At 33.9% G+C, this 23,678-nt stretch carries 18 protein-coding genes; 10 read left to right on the forward strand and 8 right to left on the reverse strand.

The annotated features are described in order from the left end of the window. Positions 1–529: 529 nt before the first annotated feature. Positions 530–1,102, forward strand: coding sequence for a hypothetical protein (locus TZ01_RS00545; protein ID WP_156150264.1), 573 nt, complete (start codon positions 530–532; stop codon positions 1,100–1,102). 24 nt (positions 1,103–1,126) lie between these two features. Here TZ01_RS00545 and TZ01_RS00550 read toward each other — a convergent pair whose 3' ends face one another. Together TZ01_RS00550 and TZ01_RS00555 are read right to left on the reverse strand one after the other, a co-directional pair. Further along, positions 1,127–1,597, reverse strand: a complete 471-nt coding sequence (locus TZ01_RS00550) for a DUF1940 domain-containing protein (RefSeq protein ID WP_048100870.1) — start codon at positions 1,595–1,597, stop codon at positions 1,127–1,129. Positions 1,598–1,657: 60 nt separating this feature from the next. Then, the gene (locus tag TZ01_RS00555; RefSeq protein ID WP_048100871.1) at positions 1,658–2,305 is read right to left on the reverse strand and encodes a metalloregulator ArsR/SmtB family transcription factor; all 648 of its coding nucleotides are present in this window, start codon (positions 2,303–2,305) and stop codon (positions 1,658–1,660) included. A gap of 87 nt (positions 2,306–2,392) precedes the next feature. Between TZ01_RS00555 and sufC the strand changes: the two genes are divergently transcribed. From sufC to TZ01_RS00570, 3 genes are read left to right on the forward strand one after another with little or no spacing between them, the layout of a single operon-like run. Further along, positions 2,393–3,136 carry a Fe-S cluster assembly ATPase SufC gene (gene sufC, locus TZ01_RS00560; RefSeq protein WP_048101321.1) on the forward strand — a complete coding sequence of 248 codons (744 nt, stop codon included), beginning with the start codon at positions 2,393–2,395 and terminating at the stop codon, positions 3,134–3,136. A gap of 5 nt (positions 3,137–3,141) precedes the next feature. Further along, complete coding sequence (gene sufB / locus TZ01_RS09815) at positions 3,142–5,592, forward strand: Fe-S cluster assembly protein SufB (protein ID WP_231563385.1); 2,451 nt, start codon at positions 3,142–3,144, stop codon at positions 5,590–5,592. Positions 5,593–5,622: 30 nt separating this feature from the next. Then, complete coding sequence (locus tag TZ01_RS00570) at positions 5,623–6,840, forward strand: SufD family Fe-S cluster assembly protein (protein WP_048100873.1); 1,218 nt, start codon at positions 5,623–5,625, stop codon at positions 6,838–6,840. An 18-nt stretch (positions 6,841–6,858) separates the two neighbouring features. Here the strand turns inward: TZ01_RS00570 and TZ01_RS00575 are convergent, their stop codons facing one another. Next, complete coding sequence (locus TZ01_RS00575; protein WP_048100874.1) at positions 6,859–8,295, reverse strand: APC family permease; 1,437 nt, start codon at positions 8,293–8,295, stop codon at positions 6,859–6,861. Between the two features lie 238 nt (positions 8,296–8,533). Further along, positions 8,534–9,433 (reverse strand): hypothetical protein, encoded by a 900-nt coding sequence (locus TZ01_RS00580; RefSeq protein ID WP_048100875.1) that lies wholly within the window; start codon positions 9,431–9,433, stop codon positions 8,534–8,536. Positions 9,434–9,679: 246 nt separating this feature from the next. On the opposite strand from TZ01_RS00580, the gene TZ01_RS00590 reads away from it, so the two are divergent. From TZ01_RS00590 to treZ, 4 genes are read left to right on the forward strand one after another with little or no spacing between them, the layout of a single operon-like run. Continuing rightward, complete coding sequence (locus tag TZ01_RS00590; protein ID WP_048100877.1) at positions 9,680–10,864, forward strand: MFS transporter; 1,185 nt, start codon at positions 9,680–9,682, stop codon at positions 10,862–10,864. A gap of 42 nt (positions 10,865–10,906) precedes the next feature. Further along, positions 10,907–11,824, forward strand: coding sequence for an alpha/beta hydrolase (locus TZ01_RS00595; RefSeq protein WP_052656651.1), 918 nt, complete (start codon positions 10,907–10,909; stop codon positions 11,822–11,824). Positions 11,825–11,866: 42 nt separating this feature from the next. Beyond that, positions 11,867–14,317: a malto-oligosyltrehalose synthase gene (gene treY, locus TZ01_RS00600; protein WP_048100878.1), complete on the forward strand. Its 2,451-nt coding sequence runs from the start codon at positions 11,867–11,869 to the stop codon at positions 14,315–14,317. After that, positions 14,318–16,012 (forward strand): malto-oligosyltrehalose trehalohydrolase, encoded by a 1,695-nt coding sequence (treZ, locus tag TZ01_RS00605; RefSeq protein WP_048100879.1) that lies wholly within the window; start codon positions 14,318–14,320, stop codon positions 16,010–16,012. Here treZ and glgX read toward each other — a convergent pair. From glgX to TZ01_RS00620, 3 genes are read right to left on the reverse strand one after another with little or no spacing between them, the layout of a single operon-like run. Next, positions 16,009–18,117 carry a glycogen debranching protein GlgX gene (glgX, locus tag TZ01_RS00610; RefSeq protein WP_048100880.1) on the reverse strand — a complete coding sequence of 703 codons (2,109 nt, stop codon included), beginning with the start codon at positions 18,115–18,117 and terminating at the stop codon, positions 16,009–16,011. The genes treZ and glgX overlap by 4 nt on opposite strands. Positions 18,118–18,161: 44 nt before the next feature. Next, positions 18,162–18,923, reverse strand: coding sequence for a diphthine synthase (dph5, locus tag TZ01_RS00615; protein ID WP_048100881.1), 762 nt, complete (start codon positions 18,921–18,923; stop codon positions 18,162–18,164). Then, the gene (locus tag TZ01_RS00620; RefSeq protein WP_048100882.1) at positions 18,923–20,134 is read right to left on the reverse strand and encodes an enolase; all 1,212 of its coding nucleotides are present in this window, start codon (positions 20,132–20,134) and stop codon (positions 18,923–18,925) included. The genes dph5 and TZ01_RS00620 overlap by 1 nt, the downstream gene beginning before the upstream one ends. Before the next feature lie 140 nt (positions 20,135–20,274). On the opposite strand from TZ01_RS00620, the gene lonB reads away from it, so the two are divergent. Both lonB and cgi121 read left to right on the forward strand, forming a co-directional pair. Beyond that, a complete protein-coding gene (lonB, locus tag TZ01_RS00625) occupies positions 20,275–22,242 on the forward strand; it encodes an ATP-dependent protease LonB (RefSeq protein WP_048100883.1) in 1,968 nt (655 codons plus the stop codon). Continuing rightward, positions 22,232–22,657 (forward strand): KEOPS complex subunit Cgi121, encoded by a 426-nt coding sequence (gene cgi121 / locus TZ01_RS00630; protein WP_048100884.1) that lies wholly within the window; start codon positions 22,232–22,234, stop codon positions 22,655–22,657. The genes lonB and cgi121 overlap by 11 nt, the downstream gene beginning before the upstream one ends. Here the strand turns inward: cgi121 and TZ01_RS00635 are convergent, their stop codons facing one another. Then, positions 22,658–23,563 (reverse strand): nucleoside kinase, encoded by a 906-nt coding sequence (locus TZ01_RS00635; RefSeq protein WP_048100885.1) that lies wholly within the window; start codon positions 23,561–23,563, stop codon positions 22,658–22,660. It abuts the gene before it with no gap. Positions 23,564–23,678: the final 115 nt, after the last annotated feature.

Consider the following 23,678-nt stretch of genomic DNA (forward strand, 5'->3'; position numbering starts at 1 on the left):
GCATTTTTCTTAAATTTCCATGAAAGCGCAATAGGAAGTAAAATAGATGGGCTATTTAAAACCTGTTAGGATGGAATTTTACCACTAATAAGCTTATTAAGTATAACCCGTTTTAATCCTTCTGTATTGACAGTTGTAAAAATTGATTATTCATCCACAAATTACTTTTCAATAATTCAAAGAATTCTTAAGAAACGTTTTATTCTATTCAAAGAAACTAAATATTTTATTAATATCTTTTTTATTATGATTCTCTAGGTGAACTTGACAGTTTAATAGAAGCCTTCAATAAAGAATTTTCAAATTTTTTTTATATTTATACGATTTAAGATGGGATTTAATTTTAAATTAATGAGACGGTTAAAAAGCCATCCAAAATTATAATAAGTGATATATAAAAATAATTTTATTAGTTTTTATTATTTTCTACTTATAATAAATCTTTTAATATATATGTAAGATAAAGCAATGATGGCTAATGGATAAAAAGAAAATTTATATAATTTTATCGGTAATTGTCGCAATAATAGTGATTAGCGTTGTTTCTGCTGAACTTGAATATGAGCATTTTGGTTTCCCATCAAGCTCCTCTATATCTTCAGATATTGGTCATCAGATAAACTCTAGGGTCACGTTAACATATACAAATTCATTCAATATTTCTTCCCAGCCAGGTATCCCTTCTAATGTTACGAAAGCAGAGTATGTTATCTACAGTTATGGATATTATTCAACAAGCTCCAGTGGGTCAAAAATTCCGCATTATGATCGGGTTATTATTGAACAATTCTATTTTAAAAATGCAACTGATGCAAGATTATCCTATAGATCACTTTATAATGGAGAATTAGCCTCTTATAGGTCAAATACAGGCCATAACCTTACAAGCTCAAATATAACCTCTATAGGGATAATCAGTAATAGCACATCATTTTCTGGGTTTAAGTACTCGGTATTTCCATCCAACAATGGCAATTTAACTGCACAGGGATTCGGCTACAGAAATAACCTGTTTTTCCTTGTAAATTGGAACAGCAGGATAAACTACAGTGATGCAAAGAAAATTGTTAATTCAACTATTTCATCAATGGTGGGTCTATAATTTCATAATATTTTTATTTAAATTTTATAAGAGAACATCTCCCATTGCAACATTAAGCATTTTATTAATTAGCTTTCCAAGGAATTCCAGGGTATAATCATCTACAAAATCCTTAAATTGATCCATGTTTTTTAATTTATAAAGATGGGCAAGCATAAGCCTTGTATGGGCAGCTGCCATTATTAAATTTGCAGTATATTTATTTCCAGAATTCATCTTTTCCTTGGCATCTATCCATTCCTTATTATAGTGCCTTAAGGATTTTCTGATTTCATCGCTTAATACAGTATCACCGTCATATATGTGTGAATTTAGGGTATCAAGTATGTCAAGCAGTTCCCTTGTTTCTTCTATATTTTTTGCCTCCGCAATGGCAAGGCCAAGAAAGGATTCAGCCATTTTAAACTCAGAGTCATAGAGAAAAAACTCATGATCAAGAGGTAAATAATCATCAATCAGATCGCAGTATTCCATTAATGGATTTTCATCCTCCATGTAATCTTTATTTCAATGTTGTATTATTAATTATTTTAACTAAAAAAACTAAATTAGAATTTATATTTTTATTTCAACCACACATTTGTTATCCCCGTCCGCAAATGTCTCTATTAATGAAAAATTATCGTTAATTTTATCCGTTATTATTGATTTTTCCAGTGAACCGCATACCAAATTTTTATTATTTTTTGCCAGTTCATAAAAGATACAATTGTGCCTTATTATTTTCACATTGTCCTCATTTACCTCAATTTTAGCATAGTATCCAAGCTTGTTAAGCAGATTAACATATTCCCTTAATTTATCTATTTTTTTATCCCTGCTCATCTGTGAAAAATCAAGATAATTATTAGTATCAACCATTCTGGATGCAATTTTCATTAATATCTCATTCGTTTTGTTTATGCCTATAGTGTCCTGCATTTCCTCAAGTAACAGTGTTGCAAAATTTATATACTGTTTGGGGAATAATTCCATACCCTTGTCTGTAATTTTGTAATATTTTTTTGGCCTGCCAGATTTCGCCCTGACAAAATATGATGTAACCAGTCCCTTATTTTCGAGAAAATTTATATGCTCTTTTACAGCATTTTTATTTATCCTAATTATTAAAGATAATTCCTCAAGAGTTTTATCCTCATAAAGTAGTGAATTTAGTATTTTGCTTTTATTTTGACCCAAATAATCATCAATTATATTTTCCATATTACTTATATAACTAATAGGTATATATATTTTAGTCACTTTAAACATAATAAAATGTTTATATACAAATTAATCATATACATTATAATGACAGATACAGTACTGGAAATAAAAAATCTTAAGGTTTCCGCATCAGGAAAGGAAATATTAAAGGGTATAAATTTAACAGTGAAATCAGGGGAAATACATGCACTCATGGGACCTAACGGTGCCGGTAAATCAACTCTTGGCGAGGCCCTCATAGGCCATCCAAATTATGAAATAACGGATGGTAATATAATAATAAACGGAAGGGATGTAACCCATTCCACACCAGAAGAAAGGGCTAGGCAGGGATTATTTTTGGCATTTCAGAGCCCAATTAGCATTCCCGGCGTTAAAATCTCAACATTTTTAAGGACAGCCTATAATGACCTGTATCCAGATGAAAAGTTACCATTAAGGGATTTCTTTAATATGGTTAAAACTGCAATGAAGGACCTTGATATGGATGAATCCTTTATTTCAAGATCTGTAAACGATGGCTTCTCTGGCGGTGAGAGAAAAAGGTTTGAGGTTCTTCAGATGGTTATACTCAAGCCAAAAATTGTAATACTGGATGAGATAGATTCAGGTCTGGACGTTGATGCCCTTAAATTGGTTTCTAGTGAGATTAAAAAACTGCACGATTCAAATGTGGGATTCCTAATAATAACACATTATCAGAGAATACTTAAGGACATAATACCTGAATTTGTCCATGTTTTAAGGGATGGAAAAATAGTATTAAATGGTGGTAAGGAGATTTCCGATAAAATAGAGCAGGAAGGTTTTGAATGGATTGAGGCGTGATGAATATGGAAGATTATAATAAGGATGAGGAAATAGAAAAATTAACCGAAAGTTTAAAGCACAGCAAAAAATCAGACTATGAATTTTATGATAAAATAAACCCGGTATACTCAACTGGCAAGGGTCTGAACAGAAAAGTCGTTGAGGAGATATCAGATATAAAAAAGGAGCCTGACTGGATGAGGAGGTCCAGATTAAAGGCACTTGAAATCTTTTTATCAAAACCAATGCCAACGTGGGGGCCTGATCTTTCAGAAATTAATTTTGATGAGATAACATATTATACAAAACCGGAGGATGTTAAGGCAAAGAGCTGGGATGAGGTTCCAGATCAAATAAAGGAAACATTTAATAAGCTCGGCATACCACAGATGGAGCAGAAGTATCTTGCAGGCTCAGTTGCACAGTATGACAGTGAGGGCGTTTACAGCAGTCTGAAAAAGGAATGGGAGGAAAAGGGTGTAATATTTACAGATCTGGACACAGCAGTGCAGCAATACCCAGATCTTGTTAGGGAATATTATTGCAAGGCAATACCACCAAGCGATAATAAATTTGCGGCATTAAACGGCGCTGTATGGTCCGGTGGTTCATTTTTATACGTACCAAAAAATGTTACAATTGACCTTCCATTACAGACCTATTTCAGGTTAAATGGTGAGCAGAGCGGACAGTTTGAGCATACAATAGTAATAGCAGATGAGGGTGCAAAGGTTCATTACATAGAGGGCTGCCTCCCAGAGGATGAGTTAATAAGCCAGGGTGATAAATTTATAGCAATCAATCAATTATTCACAAACGATGGTGTAATATCTAACACAGGAAATAAAAGAAAAATCACACGCAAATACGTGCATCCATACAATGGGTTCATGTATAATATAGTTCCAGCATCGCCTGTAAATGCATTCAGGGCAACATCAGAGCATCCCGTATTAAGCATAAAAAGGGAGGAGGTTTCAGTAAGGATAAATAATGGACATTATGAAATATCCACAGAAAAATTAATGGCCGTTGAACCCCAGTACAGGAGAGCTGATGAACTAAATCCAGGAGATTTTCTTGTTTATGTCTCACCATTGGAGGTTCAGGATAATGATTCAATCAATGAATCAATGCTAAGAATCCTTGGGTTTTACACAGCATCTGGAGTTATATCATTCAACAGGCATTTAAACATGTACCAGATGTTATTCTCGTTCAGGGAAAATGAAAATGCCAGCGAATTATACTCCATAATAAAAAATATGGGGGAGCAGGCAAGTATAATTAAATCAAACAAAAAATATATCGTTTCAACATATTCAAAGCCATTGATTGAATTTTGTATTCACAATGCAGGGCAGAATTCAAATGAAAAAATATTTTCAGAAACAGTAATGAAGCTGCCTCCGGAGAAACAGAAAATAATCATAGATTCATATGCAAAGGTTCGTGGAAATCTTTACTCCAGATCCTATGGATCAAGAAATGTAAGAATCTCAGTGCATTCGAAAATACTTGCACTTCAGATTCAGGAAATATTATCAAGAAGCAATATATTTGCAATAATAAATCTAAGAAACAAACATTATACAATAGAATACACAGAAAATGCCAAATTCCACAGAATAAGGCATAAAAACAATTATTATTTTGTCCCAATTAAAAAAATAGAACGCCAGGAATACAATGATATTGTTTATAATCTTGAGGTTGATTCTGATAACTCCTATCTTGTAAAGGGATTTGCAGTACATAACTGCACCGCACCGAGATATGACACAAGCTCGCTGCATACAGCCATCGTTGAAATATATGCACATAAAAACTCAAATGTAAAATATACAAGCGTTCAGAACTGGTCAGATTCGGTATATAACCTGCCGATAAAGAGGGCATGGGTTGATGAGGGTGCCCATATGGACTGGGTAACAGGAGAATTAGGATCAAAGGTAACAATGATATATCCATCATCATATCTTAGAGGAAGGGGGGCCTCAACATCCAATCTTCAAATAACCCTTGCAACCAAGGGGACATTCAAGGATGCCGGAGGAAAGGCAATACATCTGGCACCGGATACAACATCAAGGATTGTATCAAAATCAATAAGTTTGGATGACGGTTTAACTGTTTACCGTGGCCTTGTAAGGATGAATGAGGGTGCAAAGCGTGCAAAAAGCCATGTCCAGTGCGATGCACTTCTAATAAACAGCGACTCAAAGAACTATACATATCCATATGATGAAATCTATGAGCCAACAGCAGAGTTCAGCCATGAGGCCACTGTAGGCAAAATAGGTACTGATGAGCTTACATATCTTAGGTCCAGGGGATTAAGTGAGGATGAGGCCTCATCCATGATAGTACTCGGATTTATGGATGACATAATGAAGGAGATACCCATGGAATTTGCAGTGGAAATGAACAGGCTTGTAAAGCTGGAGATGTCCAAAATGGGTGCCGTTGGATAAATATTTATATTTTTTTAAGGTGATAATTCAATGATAGAAGACTATTTGGATACTTTAAATGAGAGATTTAGGGATTTCGATATAGAATACCGCAAGCAGGCGTATATTTACTATCTTAAATATCCTGATCCCCCATATAAGGAAAGCCCCGACAGGAAAACCTATGTGCATATAGCCGATGAAGAACTTGACAAAATGGCACATGGAGAAATGTATGTTGGCATTAAAAAATCAAAAAATCCTGATATAAATTATGATATTATTGTAAACGATTCAGAAATAATCCTTAATAATAAGGATAAGAATATTTACACATCAAATATGAAAAATGCCTTTAAGGAAAGGCATGATTTATTTGAAAAATACGTTGATACTGTATATGGCAAATACAATAAGGAGAACCTAATAAATTTCTCATATGAAAACGGTTATTTTGTTTACATCCCGGATAATACAAGTGCTGAAATAAAAATAAAATCAGAACAGGATGCAAATTCATCATTTACAGTTAAAAATGTAGTAATCATAGGGAAAAATTCAAAAGCCTCCATAGTGGATTTATACGAATCTGAGGATGATGGCAGCGGCATACATGGAAGAAATATATACATATTCTGCCTTGAAAACTCAAAGGTGGATTATAATTATATTCAAAATGAATCATTAAATTCAGCAAATATAACATATGTAAGGCCAGTACTCTATAACGATGCCCAGTTAAAAATTATTGATGTAAATACTGGGTCTGGTAGGGTTATATATAACCATGAAAGCGAGATGCACGATAATACCACCCTTAATTCCTATGGCATAAATATAACAAGGGGCATCCAGGAGCATGATATCTGGGATTCAAGCCTTCAGTATGGGAAATTCTCAAACTGTGACATAAATATTAAGGGAATAGTCTTTGATCAGAGTTCAACAATGCACAGGGGAAATATAGATATAGAACCTGATGGTGTAAAATCAACAGGATTTTATAACTCCGCCATACTTTTAATGTCTGAAAATGGCAAGGGAAATTCAAAACCTGCATTGTTGATAAAAAATAATGATACAAAATCAAAGCACGCATCGGTAATATCAAGCATAGATCCGGAGCAGGTATTTTATTTAAGATCCAGGGGCATATCGGAAAATGATGCTATATCACTTATAGTACAGGGGTTCCTTGGATATATTAATGACCATGTTGACAATGAATTTGCAAAAAACATTATATCAAAAATAATTAATATTAACTAATTTTTTAAAATTTTTAATTTATAATTTTCCCTCCATCAATTCATCCTGCACAAGCATATCGCTCTTCCCGGCATTTTTTATTTTATCCGGATGCTTTTTAGCATATATAAGCACTGCTATTAATGTAAGTATTATGAAAACTATGGCGGTTATTATTGAATAATCTACAGGATATGCTGGAGGGTTAAAGCTGTAATACATCGCTATTAAGAGGATTATGGTGGCAATCAACGGTATGATTAAATGCAGTGTTGGTTTAAATGCTTTTAATCTCATGTATGTTTTTGTTAATCCAAAGTTGCTTAATATATGTCCTATAAACAGTGCAGCGGAAGATGCAGAAACAAGATAAACGAAACCATCATATGGCCCAATTAATATGCCTGCTATTAACGATATAAAATATGCAACGGCAGCGATTATTATTATAGCAATATAAGGAGTTTTATGTTTTGGATGAACCCTGGAAAATAATGAGGGTCCAAGTCCATCCCTGCTCATTGAAAATATCATTCTCGAGCTTGTATTTAACGGGGCCAGTGAGCCTGCAAATAGGCTGTTTATTATAAAAACGAACAATAAAATGGTAAATGGAAGGCCAAGGAATTTATCGGCCACTATTAATCCGGGCACGCTTGATGCTGCAAATTTATTCATCCTGTTAATTCCCCAGCCGACAGTTAATGCATAAGATGTGAGGACAAACACCACACCTGTTATTAGAAAGCTTATTAATAATGCCTTTTTTATATTTTTCCTTGGTTGTTTTGCCTCCTCGCCGAGTGTGACCACGGCAGATGAACCTGACATTGAGAATATGGCAAGAACCATGCCAACACCAACACCTGCAAATCCATGAGCAGGTCCTGTTGTGAATGGAACATACGTATTTTTTGGTCCAAGTGCGACTATAATAACTATAGATGTTATTATAAGCAGGATTATTTCAATTGCTGATGCTGTAAAACTATAGGCCAGTGATGGTTTTATACCCAGATAGGCTATTATCGTTATTATGATCAAAAAGGCGGTCATTATTGGAATCCATGTATAATTACCTATGTTAATTCCAAGAAAGTATGATATTGTTCCAGGTATAAAAACCCCTGATGTGAATAATATTGCATTGGTAATTACCATGAAATATGAAAACCACATCATATAACCTATTATGAGACCATACCGTGGACCAGCACCCTGAGAGTTAAATGTGTAAAAACCACCAGCACCATTTATCTTTTTCGAAAACTGATACGGTGTGTTTATCCATATTAATACACCTATAATGGAGATTACATATGCCAGTGGCAGGGACCCCAGGGCATATCCTGCAGCTCCAGTCATGGTTGCAGCAACGGCACCAAGAGGTGAAATCATTGCTATTGCCTGTCCAAGAAGAGGATAGAATCCGGCGGCATTCCTTTTAAGTCTCTTAGATTCACTAACTTTTTCCATAATCAATACATGAGTTTTTTATCGATTTAAACATTTTGAGGAGTAAAGCAAATTGCAAATTAATATACGTATTATTTTTATTTTATAAGCATAATCGGATTATACCTAACGATATACTTTTTATTAAACTCATTCTGGATTGATATTATGCTTTATGTTTTTGCATTATAAATATGAAATATTTAATGGGAATATAATTTGCCATTTAATACTAATATTTATGAATCCATACTAATTTTTAGTCAGGTTTTCTGAAAGATATCCTTGTTCTGGAATAAATTACGCCCCTTTTCCTTACCATGTATGGTGTAATAACAATTTCTGCACCACATTCACAATTTTTAATTTTATTCATGGCAACATATCTTACTATTTTCATGCCACAGAATGGGCATGTAACCTTATTTTCCGATTCTGATCTCACCACCTCTGCCAGTGCTGTTTTTAATTCATTGAATGTACCATTAAAAGAGCTAAGAATTCCTCTATTCCCAATAAAAATTTTGAATGAAAAATAATTCTTCCCATCAACTTCAAATTCGTCAATATAGGATTCAATGCCGTATTCCTGTCCTATATCGTTTAGATATTTTTCTAATTCATCTCCAAGGGAATAGCCTGCATCCCTCCTGTCAATTTCGGCATTAACATTTTTTAGTATATACATCCTGTCTTTTTCATCGAATGTTTTCATAATATCTATTATGTTTTCCCTGTCTATGTCAACTCCAGAATCTAAATATTTATATTTAAAATCCGGAAAATACTGAACTTGGTCTATTAATCCTTCATAGGTTTTAGACCTCTGGCAGTAGTTAGATAAATAACTAATAACAGAATTCTTAATGTCATTATGCCTCCTTTTATCTGCCAAACGACTCTTATTTTTGTATTTCAAAAGCCTGAGTTTTACCTCACCTGTGTCAAGGCCTTCCTGCAAAATCAATTGTGCCAGCTCTGAACCTGACGTCCAGCCATAAGCTGTTGCAACAGACTCGGTTTTATTCATTAAAATACTAACAAAACCCTTTATATCCTGATTAGGGTCCACATCATGATCTATATGAAAAAGAAGCTGGGCTGTGGCAATGGCAATGCCTTTTTTGCGTTTTCTTTCATATTTACTTAAATTAAGCATTTATTTTCACTCTTTTATTTATTTTATCATATATCATTGTAATGCTAAATGCTATAAACATTTATCATTTTTGGGAATCTTATAAAAATAATAAATGTGCATGGGGCTGGTTCAATAAAAAATTTTTCTACCGGTTTGTAAAGCTCATACTGGATATTATAAACGGGATAATATCAGTAAAATGTAAAATAAAAATATATATATTTTATATAGAGAGATTTTTATAAAACAGCCATATTTTAGATCATGGAAAAAAGCATAAGCACAAATAGAATTGTTGTGCTATCATCATTTGGCATGTATCTTGATGGTTATCAGCTAACAGTTATTGCATTTGCAATACTTTTAATTAATGAATATATACACTTAAATTCATTTGAATATGGCCTCATTATTGCATCAGTTATTATCGGTGCCATAATAGGAACTGTTATAATAGGCTATATTAGCGACATACTTGGGCGCAGGCGGATATATCTATCCACATTAATATTTTTTATATTATTTGATATTATATCTGTATTTTCATTCAATTTTCTGGAGCTATTTTTCTCAAGATTATTTCTCGGAATAGTTCTTGGTGCAGAGTATCCTGTGGCAAATTCCTACATAGCAGAGGTTAGTCCTGTGGAAAGCCGGGGATTTTATATGGCCCTCGCCACTGTTTTTTTCAGTATTGGTTCAATAAGCAGTGCCATAGCAGCAATTTTTCTATTTCCATGTGGAAATTACGGGTGGAGATTAATGCTTGGGATTTCCATAATTCCTGCAGCTACAATTGAATTTATGAGATTTTCATTACCCGAATCACAAATGTGGGAGAAAAAAATTGTAAAAACCAGATTTTTTGATATGTTTTCAAAATTATATGCAAGGAACATCATAATAGCAGCCATTATATGGTTTTTATATGATATCGTGGCATACGGATTATCCCTAACGCTGCCGACAATACTAAAACTTGGCAATTTTGTAAATAATGTTGATAATGCATTATTAACAACATTCTTTCTCATTATAGGCATAGCATCAGGGATATACGTTATGAAAAGAGTGGACAAATATGGCCGGAAATCAATTCAAATAACCGGATTTGCACTTATGTCTGCTTTATTTCTTTTACTCCCGTATTTTTATTTTTTAGAAGGCATTATAATTTTATTTTCCCTGCTGGAATTATTTAATGCCTTTGGTGGTGCAACCGTCGGAATAATTCCTGCAGAGGTCACTGTAACGCAATTTAGGGGGTCATCATATGGTTTTTCCTCAATGATGGGAAAAATCGGTGCTGTAACCGGTGTTATATTAATGTCCTTATTAATACATGGAAACAATTATTTTAATGCCTATATTTTTCTTTCATTAATTATGGTTGCTGCAATTATCTTGACTCTAATGCTTCCGGAAACCAAGAATATAAAATTAAAATAATTTTACAGATATAATTTATAATAAATCAACATATTACATTTTATGATTGATCCTGATTTTAAATCAATAATTGAGGATTCCAAAGGAAATCCAGATATTTCGAGGCTCGATTATAAGGAGGCCCGGGAGTTGATGAATGATGCCATGCTTGCCGTATCAGGTAATAAAATAGACATACCTGATGTTAGAGATTTTTCAATTAAGCTGGATGGCAGAATATTAAGGGCACGGCTCTATAACAGCAAAAAACTTAACGATGGCATTGTTTATTTTCATGGAGGCGGATTTATATCAGGAAGCATTGATACACATGATAATCTGTGCCGGCTAATTAGCATGGAATCGGGCTTAAAGGTGATATCTGTGGATTACAGACTTGCACCTGAAAGCAGGTTTCCTGCAGCAGTAAAAGATGCATTGGATTCCTTTGAATATATATACAATAAAAGAGACGAATTTGGCATCAGTGGGAGGCTTGGTACTGCCGGGGACAGCTCAGGTGCCAATATCGCAGCCGCTCTGTGCCTATTTTCAAGGGATAATAAATTAAAGACACCTGATGTACAGGTTCTTTTTTATCCATCACTTGCACCTGACAATTTTTCCAAATCATTTATGGATTTTTATAATGGATACAATTTAACCGGAAGTGCAATAGAGTACTTTGGTTCAGCATATATGCATGATAAAACAGATGTTCTTAATCCCTATTTTTCGCCTGTTCTGGAAGAAAATTTTCAAAATATTCCACCGGCAATCATTATAAGTGGCGAAAATGACCCGCTTAGGGATCCAGCAGAGGCCTATTATAAAAAACTCCGGAATAACGGTATAAGGGCAATTGGCATTAGGGCGCTTGGCATGATACATGGTTTTGCCACTGACTTTAATATTTCCGAAACGGCCAAAAATCTGGTTATTATGGTATCCAAAATGATTCCTGAATTTATGAAACAGTAAGGGAATAAATAGCTTTTTATATTTAATTAAATTTTTATCTTAATGAATATCTCCTCATTTTACAGGGTTCAGCTTAATAAAAATTTTAAATTTCAGGACCTTGAGAAAATAATATATTATCTTAATGACCTTGGAATCTCATCACTCTATTTATCCCCAATTTTAAAAAGTACAACTGGAAGCATGCATGGTTATGATGTTACAGATTATTCTGAGATAAATCCAGAAATAGGCGGGGAGGATGGATTATTAAGACTGCATAAAATGCTTGAAAAAATAAACATGAACATCATGATAGATTTTGTTCCAAATCATATGGGCATGAATCATGAAAATGTATACCTTCAGGATGTATTTAAATCTGGAAAAAAATCAAAATATTATAATTTTTTTGATTTAATTAAGACCACAAATTTTCCATTTGAATCAATAATTATGCCGGTGCTTGGTAATAATTATATTGAATCATTAAATGACATAAAAATAGATGCAGATAAAAAAATAGCACTGATAAATAATCAAAAATTTAGCCTTTTGAATAATCTAAATTATTCCAATACCGACACTGATAATATTTTTAGCAAGGATAAAATTTTATGCGAACAGTACTTCAGGCCAATGTACTGGGTTAACTGCATATCCGGCACAAATTACAGAAGATTTTTTTCAGTAAACTCACTCATAGCAGTTCATTGTGAAAGGCGCATGTATTTTAAGGATATGCATAAAAAGATCATTGAATTATATAAAAATAAAATTATTGCGGCCATAAGGCTTGATCATATTGATGGGCTTTTTGATCCATTTATATATATTAAAAATCTAAAAAAACGCATGAAAATTCCTGTATACGTTGAGAAAATTCTTACCGGGGACGAAAAATTAAGCCCAAAATTCGGTGTTGACGGAACCACAGGCTATGACTTTCTTTATTACACCACATATGTTTTTATTGATCAAACAAATGCAGGCAAATTAAAGCAGATTTACGGGGATTTTACCGGTGATAAGAATCAATTATCTGAAATGCTATACCTAAGGAAAAAATTTTACATTGAAAATTATTATAGATCCGAGCTTGATTATTTATCCGGTATATTTTATAATAATTTTATAAAACATATTTACGGGCATGAGGCAACATTTACAGGCACAAGGGAAATGCTGCTGGAAATAATGGCAAATTTTCCATTATACCGTATTTACATTTCAAAGAATTGCAATTTAACATGGTTTTCTGACTACATTAGGGGTTTAAATATAAAAAATAATGAATTGGGCATAATGCTTAACATGCTGAAAAAACCAGATAGCAATGATTATTACTGTCTCAAAAGGTTACAGCAGTTTCTCCCGGCGGTAATGGCAAAATCCATGGAGGACAATATTTTCTTCCGGTATAATCTTAACATTGGTAAAAATGAGGTTGGTTGCAATTTATTCAGGGACTTTATCACAATAGATGAATTCCATGATTATAATAAATATAAGGCATTAAATTATATAAACTCAATTAATACGTTATCAACACATGATACAAAGCTGGGGGATGATATAAGGTCAAGGATAATAACAATTTATAACGATCCAGATTTATGGGGGAATTTCATTAAAAATCTTCATGAAATCTCAGATAATTTTAAATATAAACACAATGGTATTGAAATTCCAGATAAAAATGAGGAATATTATTTTTATCAAATACTTCTGGCGGAATCACCAGAATACTGGGACGGCACATTTATTGAAAGGGTCACCGGTCAAATGATCAAGGCCGTAAGGGAGGCAGAGATTCATACATCATGGAATTTTCCGGATCATGACTATGAAGGTCATTTAAAAATATTTATAGAGAGGACAATAAAATCGGATACCTTTAAAAGTATATATATGCCCTTTTATAGGTCATTAGAATATTATGGCAATTTATATTCAATCATGCAGAATATATTAAAAATCATGTCTCCCGGAATTCCAGATATATATCAGGGATCAGAATATTTAAACAATAATTTTACTGATCCGGATAATAGAAGGAGTGTAAATTTCGGTAATCTTATGAAAATACTTAACAAAATTAAAAAAATTGATAATATATATGAATGTAATATAAATAAAATGATAATATCAGGGGAATTAAAAATGTATGTAAACTATCATTTATTAAATTTCAGGAAAGAACATAACAATATTTTTTCAGGCGATTATATTCCATTAAAATGTACAGGTATGTTATCGGATAATATAATAGCATTTGAAAGGTCATATGGAAGAAATAAAATAATTGTAATTGTCAGTAATAAAATTGCAACAGATCTTAATGGTATAAATGAGCCGGTTCGTGAATTCTGGGGTGATACACAGATTAAATTACCCAGAAAGTATGATCTTAAGGATATTCTCACAGGAAGGAAATATAAATCCATTCAGATATTAAAACTTTCAGAGATTTTTGATATTTTTCCATTCTCAGTATTATTTAATGGTGATTAAATGGATGAATTATACCATGGAATTAAGAAATATGATGATAATTTTATTCTAAACGTATGGGCACCAAAAATCAAAAATATGCAGCTACATTTATTGGATAAAAATAAAAAAATAATAATGCATGATGCACCATATGGTTTTAAAAGTGCTGTTTTTTCTGGGCATTTTGGTGAAAAATATAAAATAATTGCAGATGGCATGGAAATTCCAGACCCCGCATCAAGATTTCAACCGGAAGGGATTAATGGTCCAAGCCAGATAATTAATCCCGATTATAATTTCATTCATAATAAATGGAGGGTTTACGACATGAATGATACAATAATAGAGGAGATACATATAGGAACATTTACAAAATACGGTACATACAAAGACGCGGAGGAAAAACTTGAACATTTTGAGGATATGGGAATAAATACATTGGAAATTATGCCCCTGTCACAGTTTTACGGTACAAGAAACTGGGGATACGATGGTGTTTTCCCCTATGCCCCTGCATTCTCCTATGGAACTCCAGATGAATTAAAGCATTTTATAGACCGGGCACATGAATATAACATCAATGTTATGCTGGACGTTGTTTATAATCATGTTGGTCCTCTGGGCAATATTTTACCATTGCTCGGTCCATACTTTTCTGATCAGCATAAAAATCCATGGGGCCCTACCTTCAATTTTGATGGCCCATTTTCAGACCCTGTAAGGGCCTTTATTCTACAGAATGTTATTTACTGGATAAACGAATACAAATTTGATGGCCTCAGGCTTGATGCAATTCATTCAATTTATGATTCTTCACCGGTTAATATTATTAAGGAAATATCATTGATAGCCAAGCAATTCGGTGAAAAACATAACAGAAAAATTAAGATTGTGGCTGAAACAGATAAAAACGATTCCTCACTGGTTAAATCTGTAAAAAACTGTGGGTATGGTCTGGATGCACACTGGAATGACGATTTCCACCATTCAATATTTACATATCTATCTGGAGAGAATGCCGGGTATTACTCAGATTATGGAGGCCCTGAACATATAATTAGATGCCTCAAATACGGTTATGATTATAATGGTGTTTATTCAAACTATCTGCACAAGGTACGTGGTACGGTGTTCAAAAATATGCCAAAAAACAGGCTAATTGTTTGTGATTCCAACCATGATCAAATTGGAAACCGTGCCTTTGGGGAAAGGCCGCTGAAAATTCTTGGGGATAAAAAATTTAAATTTTTTGCAGGCATGATAATTTTATCACCATTCACACCAATGCTGTTTCAGGGAGAGGAATACGGTGAGGTTAGCCCATTTTTATTCTTTGTTGACCCACCAGATAAAAAATTTGCCGAATCCGTTTTTAATGGAAGAAAATCAGAATTCTCAGATTTTTCATGGTCACAGGATGTTCCAAATCCAGCGGATATTAAAACGTTCATAAATTCAAAATTAACATGGAATGAATCAGACATGTATGTTAATTATTATAAAACTTTAATTTCATTAAGAAAAAAATACGTTTCTGAGAAATATAAATTATATATGCCTGAAAAAAATGTTATAAAAATAGGTTACGAGAATGCATCTGTTTATTTCTCTCTATCAGAAAAAGATGTAAAAATAAATGGTCATGGCATAATTTATACAACATCTAAAAATAATATTATTAACAAATTTGATATATTAATAAAATTAAATTAGGGTTCTTCAAGTATGTACGCTGATTGTGGTTCAATATTCAAAACTGTGTCTGATATACCAATTGGAAAATTTTCATGTTCTGGAAGCGAATCTATAATTATCTGTGCCTTCTTCCATCTTTTTGGAATTGAAAAATTTATCTTATCCTCAGTTGGATTAAATATCAGCATTAGGTTATCATAGGATACCGGCTCACTGAAAACCCTCTCCATTCCTATTGCTGTGAGTATAACGCCTATTGCTTTATTATTCCCTGACGTCCAGTCCTCCTCGGACATCTCGGTACCATCAGGCTTTACCCATATAACATCCTTAATATCTGTTCCCGGTATTATTTCGCCCTTAAAGAAGTTCCTGCGCCTTAATACCGCATATTTTTTTCTTATATTTACCATATTTTTAACGAAATTTAAGAGTTTTAACCTTTCATCATCGAGATTCCAGTCATACCATGAAATTTCATTATCCTGACAGTAAGCATTATTATTGCCATTTTGAGTTCTCATTATTTCATCGCCACCAAGAATCATTGGTGAACCCTGAGATGTTAATAATGTAATAAAAAAGCTTCTTATTCTTTTGTTTCTAAGATATTTTATTTTATTATCTTCTGTTTTACCCTCTATTCCAAAATTTTCACTTATATTGTCATCAGTGCCGTCCTTATTATCATTTAGATTATTCTCATTATGCTTGTTTGTGTAAGAAACAAGGTCATACATTGTGAAACCGTCATGTGATGTTACATAGTTTATGCTTGAATGTGGCCTCCTGCCACTCGTCTGGTAAAGATCAGGCGAACCCGATATCCTTGTTGCAAACTCACTTATATTTCCTCCGCGATCCTTCCAGTAGTGCCTTATGGCGTCACGGTATTTTCCATTCCATTCGGCCCACATGGGTGGAAACTCTCCAACCTGATATCCACCGGGCCCCACATCCCAAGGTTCTGCTATTAATTTTACCCTTGATATTACAGGATCCTGATAAATTATATCAAAGAATGCGGAAAGGCTGTTAACATCATAGAGCTGCCTTGCGAGGGCTGATGCAAGATCAAATCTAAAGCCATCAACATGCATTTCAGTTATCCAGTAGCGAAGGCTGTCCATTATTAACCTGAGGACCTGTGGATGACCGGCATCAAGGCTGTTACCGGTACCGGTTACATCATAATAATATCTTGGATTGTCAGCCTGAAGCTTATAATAAACAAGATTATCGATGCCCTTAAATGACAGGGTAGGTCCAAGTTCATTTCCCTCTGCTGTATGGTTATAAACCACATCCATTATAACCTCTATATTATTTTCATGAAGATTTTTTACCATGTTTTTAAATTCATTAATCTGGTCCCCAGGTTTTTTCGTTGACGAAAATCTGATGTCTGGTGCAAAATAGCCTATTGTATCATATCCCCAGTAATTTGTCAACTTTTTATCATAAAGATATTCCGCTGTTACCTCCTGCTGGGCAGGCATAATTTCAACAGCAGTTATGCCCAGATCCTTTAGGTAATCAATCATTTTCTGCGATCCCAGTCCACTATAGGTGCCCCTTATATTTTCACCAATATCTGCCCTGAGCTTTGTAAAACCCTTAATATGGGTTTCATAAATCAATGTATTATTCCATGGAATATCTGGATTTTCCACACCCTTCCAGTCAAAGTTATCCTTATAAACAACTGATTTTGGCACAAACTGAGAATCGTTTTCAGTGCTGAATGATAGATCCTTCTGATCGCTATCTGTATCATAGCCGTAAACAGATTTATTCCATGTAACATCTGATGTTATTGCCCTTGCGTACGGGTCTATTAAAAGTTTGTTTTTATTAAAACGAAGACCCAGCTCCGGCTTATACGGTCCATCAATCCGGTAATTATAAAGCGTTCCAGGTTTAATACCTGATACAAAAACATGCCATATATATCCATCTTTTTCCTTTAAATGTATTGTTTCACTTGGATATTCATCATATGGTGTATCATAAAATTCAAGGCTTACCGCTGTGGCATTTTCTGAGTATATTGAAAAATTTGTGCCGTCTTCATAAACGGTTGCACCCTGAGGATAACTATGCCCTGGCTTTAGGTTATACATATAGTTGTATACCATATTGATATAAAATGTTTAACAATAAAAAATTAAACATTATCACAAAAAATTTTAACGAATTCAATTTCCTTATCATTTAACTTTGCCGGAAGAATAATTGAGGCAGGCGACATTGATATTTTTTTATTTATAACATCCTTAATATGGCCGGCAATTATATATTCATCCTCCCGGGCTATATTAAAGCCAGCAATAATAAATGTGTCATAATTTATTATATTGCCATTTCTTTTTTCCTCCATTTTAATGAGAATATCCAGTGCCTCATTTATCTCCATTGTCTGGCCATTTTTTAAATCAAGCAGGATAAGCGTATGAAAATCATTAACATAATTTTTATATATTTTATCGTACACGCTCAGGGGAAAAAAATTTTCATATATGAATGGAAGTGATATTACAGGCCCAAACCTGTAATTAAATAAACCCGTTCTGGATGGAAAAGCTGTAAAAATTGATGCATTTTCGAAAATTTTTACATCAATACCATTTTTTATTGCCTCAAGCCGCAATTCATTATGTGTTGTTGCAGTGAGTGCATCCCCCGTAACTATAAAGGAAACATTGCTGTTTAAAGCATTTTTAATTATTTCATTGGATGATTCAACTGTGTTTCTATCAGCCTTAATTAACTTTTTACCGGTTATGGACCTTAGATAATCAAAAGTATTTTCAGGTGAAATTGATGTATAGGTTTCAAAATATACAATATCTGAATTTTTAATGGCATCCAGCTGTTCAAGCGTTATGCTTTTATATCCCCTAAGGCCAATGCCTATTATATTAAGCATTAGTCTATCAAACCCTCCTCTATTCTTATTAGTTCATTTAGTTTAGCAAGTCTCTCACCGCCTATTGTTCCAGATTTTATCAGCTTTGAATTAAATCCAACAGCAAGGTGGGCTATAAAATCATCCGTTGTTTCCCCGCTACGATGTGAAACAACAGTTTCCATTTTATTTTTAGTCGCAAGCTTAACCGATTCTGTTGTATCAGATAATGTTCCTATCTGGTTAACCTTTATCAATACACCGTTTGTGGATTTCAATTCTATTCCCTTTTTAATTCTTTCAGGATTTGTTGTATAAAGGTCATCGCCAACTATAAGGGCATTATTTCCTATTTTTGACGTTATTTCAGAAAAACCCTCAAAATCTGTATCAAATAATGGGTCTTCTATATAATAAAATCCATGCTCCTTATTTAACGAAATTGCAAAATCAATCTGCTCATCCCTGGATAATATTTTATTTTTGTAAATATATTTACCATTATTATAAAAGGAATCTGCTGCAAAATCAACACCAAGAAGGATTTTAACCTTATTATCTGATGAAATTTCATTTACAGCGCTTTTCATTATATCTATTGCCTCCTCATCAGAAACATCGGCCGTCCATGCCTTTTCATCACCAAGGCCAACACTCTGGTTTTTTAATTTATCAGATAAAATTTCCCCCACCTTTTTGTGGACCAGAATATTATAATAAACAGAATCATAGAAGGATTTACCCTGTGATGAAACCAGAAACTCCTGTATTGTTGTTCCCCTTTTTGAATGCTTGCCACCCCCTATTATATTTCCAAGAGGTCTTGGTATTGCCGGATTTAGGCCACCAACGTATCTGTATAATGGTATATTAAGATAGCTGGCCACAGCCTTTGCATTTGCTATTGAGAGCGCGGTTGCAAGGTTACCTCCCATGGCTGAAAAATTATCGGTACCATCAAGATCGTGGAGTAATGTATCAAAAGACCTCTGTGCAAGTGCGTTAAAGCCTATTATGGCATTTCTTATATTTCTATTATAAAAATCTATGCTTTTTTCAACATCCCTATCAGGATAGGCGATTACCTCGGTTTCGCCTGTGCTGGCACCCGCAGGTGCAGAGCAAGTTCCTGAATAATTTCCAATGTTAATTGTAGCCTCTATCGCTATATTCCCGCGCGAATCGAAAATTTTTCTTACCGAGGAACCGGTTATCTGCAAAACTTCATTCATATATGTACATCTTATTGTTTCATAAAAATTTATTGATATAATAATAATGTTAAAATTTTTCTCTCATCGGGCAAAAAATATAATAAATTATAAAAATATTTATTAGAAAAACTTAATAAACAGAATTAGATTATCATAATGTGGACGCAAATAATAATGATGTAGAGGAATGGTTATCTAATCAGGGCATAAAGTCTACGAAAGATATTGAAGTGCCCAAGCTTCTTTTTAACCAGGTAATTGGTCAGGAGAAGGCCGGAGAGGTAATTAAAAAAGCGGCCATCCAGAAAAGACACGTCCTTTTAATTGGGGAACCAGGTACTGGAAAATCAATGCTGGCACAGTCCATGGTTGATTTTCTCCCCAAGGAGGATTTAGAGGATATTCTGTGCTTTCCAAATCCAGAGGATCCAAACAAACCCCGAATTAAGACCTTCCCAGCCGGAAAGGGTAAAGAAATTGTAAAACAGTATCAGATAAAGGCCGAAAGGGAGAAAAAAGATCGTTCAAAAAGCTTACTTTTTATTGTATTTTCAATCATACTGTTAGGAATAATCCTGGCAATAGTTCTATACAAAAGCAGCCCAAGCACAGCCATAGAAATATTATTCTTTGCCATAATTGGTGCCGCGTTTATATACATATTATTGGCCATGAATCCTGCTGCCGCCAGAATTGAACGTGTTATGGTTCCAAAAATTCTGGTCTCACATAATCCCAATGATAAGCCACCATTTATAGACTCTACAGGTGCACATTCCGGTGCACTTTTAGGCGATGTGAGGCATGACCCATTTCAGTCTGGTGGTCTTGAAACACCTGCACATGAGAGGGTTGAGGCTGGAAATATCCAGAAGGCAGATAAGGGAGTTTTGTTCATAGATGAAATAAATCTATTAAGACCAGAGGATCAGCAGGCATTATTAACCGCAATGCAGGAAAAGAAATTTGCAATTTCCGGGCAGAGTGAAAGAAGTGCAGGTGCAATGGTTCAAACAGAGCCAGTTCCATGTGATTTTGTTCTTGTTGCTGCAGGCAATCTTGATGCAATAAAAAATATGCATCCAGCACTTAGATCAAGGATACGTGGATATGGTTATGAGGTTTACATGAATGATACAATGGATGACAATGATGAGAACCGCAGAAAATTGGTTCAGTTTGTTGCGCAGGAGGTTGCAAAGGATAAAAAAATCCCACCCTTTGACGCCGCCGCAATTGTTGAAATAATAAAGGAGGCACAGAAGCGTGCAGGAAGAAAGGGAAAATTAACATTAAGATTAAGGGAACTTGGTGGTCTTGTAAGAATCGCTGGCGACATTGCTGTGAGCAAAAAGGAAGCAATAGTAACAGCAGAGGATGTAAACGCTGCAAGAGATCTAAGCAAGCCTGTGGAACAGCAGATAGCTGACAGGGCAATAGAAGTTAAAAAATTATACAAAATGTTTACCGGTCAGGGATCAGCAGTTGGAAAGGTTAATGGCCTTGCCGTTATGGGTTCCAGCGAAATGGCGGACTTTACAGGAGTGGTGATGCCAATAGTTGCAGAGGTTACACCGGCACAGCACCCTAATAACGGTACAGTTTATGCAACAGGTAAACTTGGAGAAATAGCAAAGGAAGCTGTTCAGAATGTGGCCGCCGTAATTAAAAAAATCAGCGGCAAAAACATTTCAGATATGGATATACATGTACAATTCATAGGTACATATGAGGGTGTTGAGGGCGATTCGGCAAGTGTTTCAATAGCCACCGCAATTATATCTGCAATTGAAAATATACCAATTGATCAGACCGTTGCAATGACCGGTTCATTAAGCGTCCGTGGCGATGTTCTTCCAGTTGGTGGAGTCACCGCAAAGGTTGAGGCTGCAATAGACAGTGGATTATCAAAGGTAATAGTCCCCCTTGCAAATTACAATGATATTATACTTGATGAGGCTCATAAGGACAAAATAGAAATAATCGCTGCCGCAACAATAGATGATGTACTTTCAAACGCCCTTGTTAAAGGCCCAGAAGAAGAACAGTTCCTTGAAAAGGTTAAAAACATAATACATCCTGTATCAAAGGAGATAACAACATCGAAGAGGCCAAATGCGGTATAAGATCGATTATATAAAATTTAATAATTTTAATTTTGATTTAATATTAAATTTTATAAAATCAAGAAATAATTTTTTTCAGGTTGTGGATGCAAAAAGCATTATATCTGAGTTGCAAATAATTAATGCCTTAAAAAAAACAAATCGCTATTTCAGGCATAATAAAAGAATTAAAATTAAATCAAATATATTTTTAATGTACCTTGGTTATACAACACAGATATCAAGTGCAATAGATCTCAACGGGATACATCGGGATTCTGAAAACGGTATTGTAATTTACGAAAAATCCAGCGATTTTGAAAACTTTTTAAATCTGGGTGGAATGGAAAAATCAACTTTTAAGCTTCCGTATGATAAGGCGGGGTTCGATAAAAAGGTTTTTATGGATATGGCGTATATCGATTTGCTAATTTAATTATAAAACCTCTGTCTGGTTATATATTCTTAATATTCTCATTAAATCATCCTTTTTTACGGAAAAATCAATTATTGGCTTTCTTATTGCATAGGATGCAACTATATTTCCAAGTTTAACCGAATCCTCAATATTAAAATTATTGTAAAGCCCAAAATAAAAACCTGCCCTAAATGAGTCGCCTGCGCCAACAGTATCGTGTATATCCTTTGTTAAATAGGCATCAAAATGTTTTTCACCATCCTTTGAGTAAATAACAGACCCGTGGCTGCCACACGTTACAATAATGTAATCCAAATAATTTAATAAGTCATCCTTTGTATGTTGCACCATTTTTAATAAATAAGAAAATTCATTATTATTTATTATCATTATATTTGATAAATTAATCATGGCCATGGCAGTATTTTTTGTATACATATACCATGTTTCCTGACCAGGGTCAAAAACAATTTTTGAATTTTTATTTTTTTCGGCTATTTTTATGTATTCCTCTGCAGGGCCTGTTCCAAAATGTATGTACCTGTAATTATCGTATTCAAAATATTCAGAGGGTTTCCATTTTGTGTATACCGGACCCTGGTACATGTATGCAATCTGTTCTTTTCCATCCGACGCTATGTAACAAATTGGTCCCGTGTCATCATCAAAAATTTTTATGTGTTTATAGTCTATATTCCGCTGCCGGAGAAAATCAAGAAATCCACTATGGGTTGATCTGGAAACAGCAGCATAAAGATCATAATCCACCCCGAGTGATTTTGAAACAAATGCAAAATTACCTGCTGTACCAGCGTAAACATTATTTAAATTTTTAACACTGGTTGCCTCACCCGGCATTGGTAAATTTAAAACACCAAGTTTTACATCTATATTTAAATGGCCAAAGAAGGAGAGAAACTTCATTACAACAATATCATTTCATTATATTTAATATTTATAAATTATTAATTATTATTTTATTGTAAATCTATTATAAAAATTATTAAAAATTTTATTATAATCTGTATATATAGTTAGA

The organism is Acidiplasma sp. MBA-1 (assembly GCF_000949015.1).
GTDB classification, from domain to species: Archaea; Thermoplasmatota; Thermoplasmata; order Thermoplasmatales; family Thermoplasmataceae; genus Acidiplasma; species Acidiplasma aeolicum.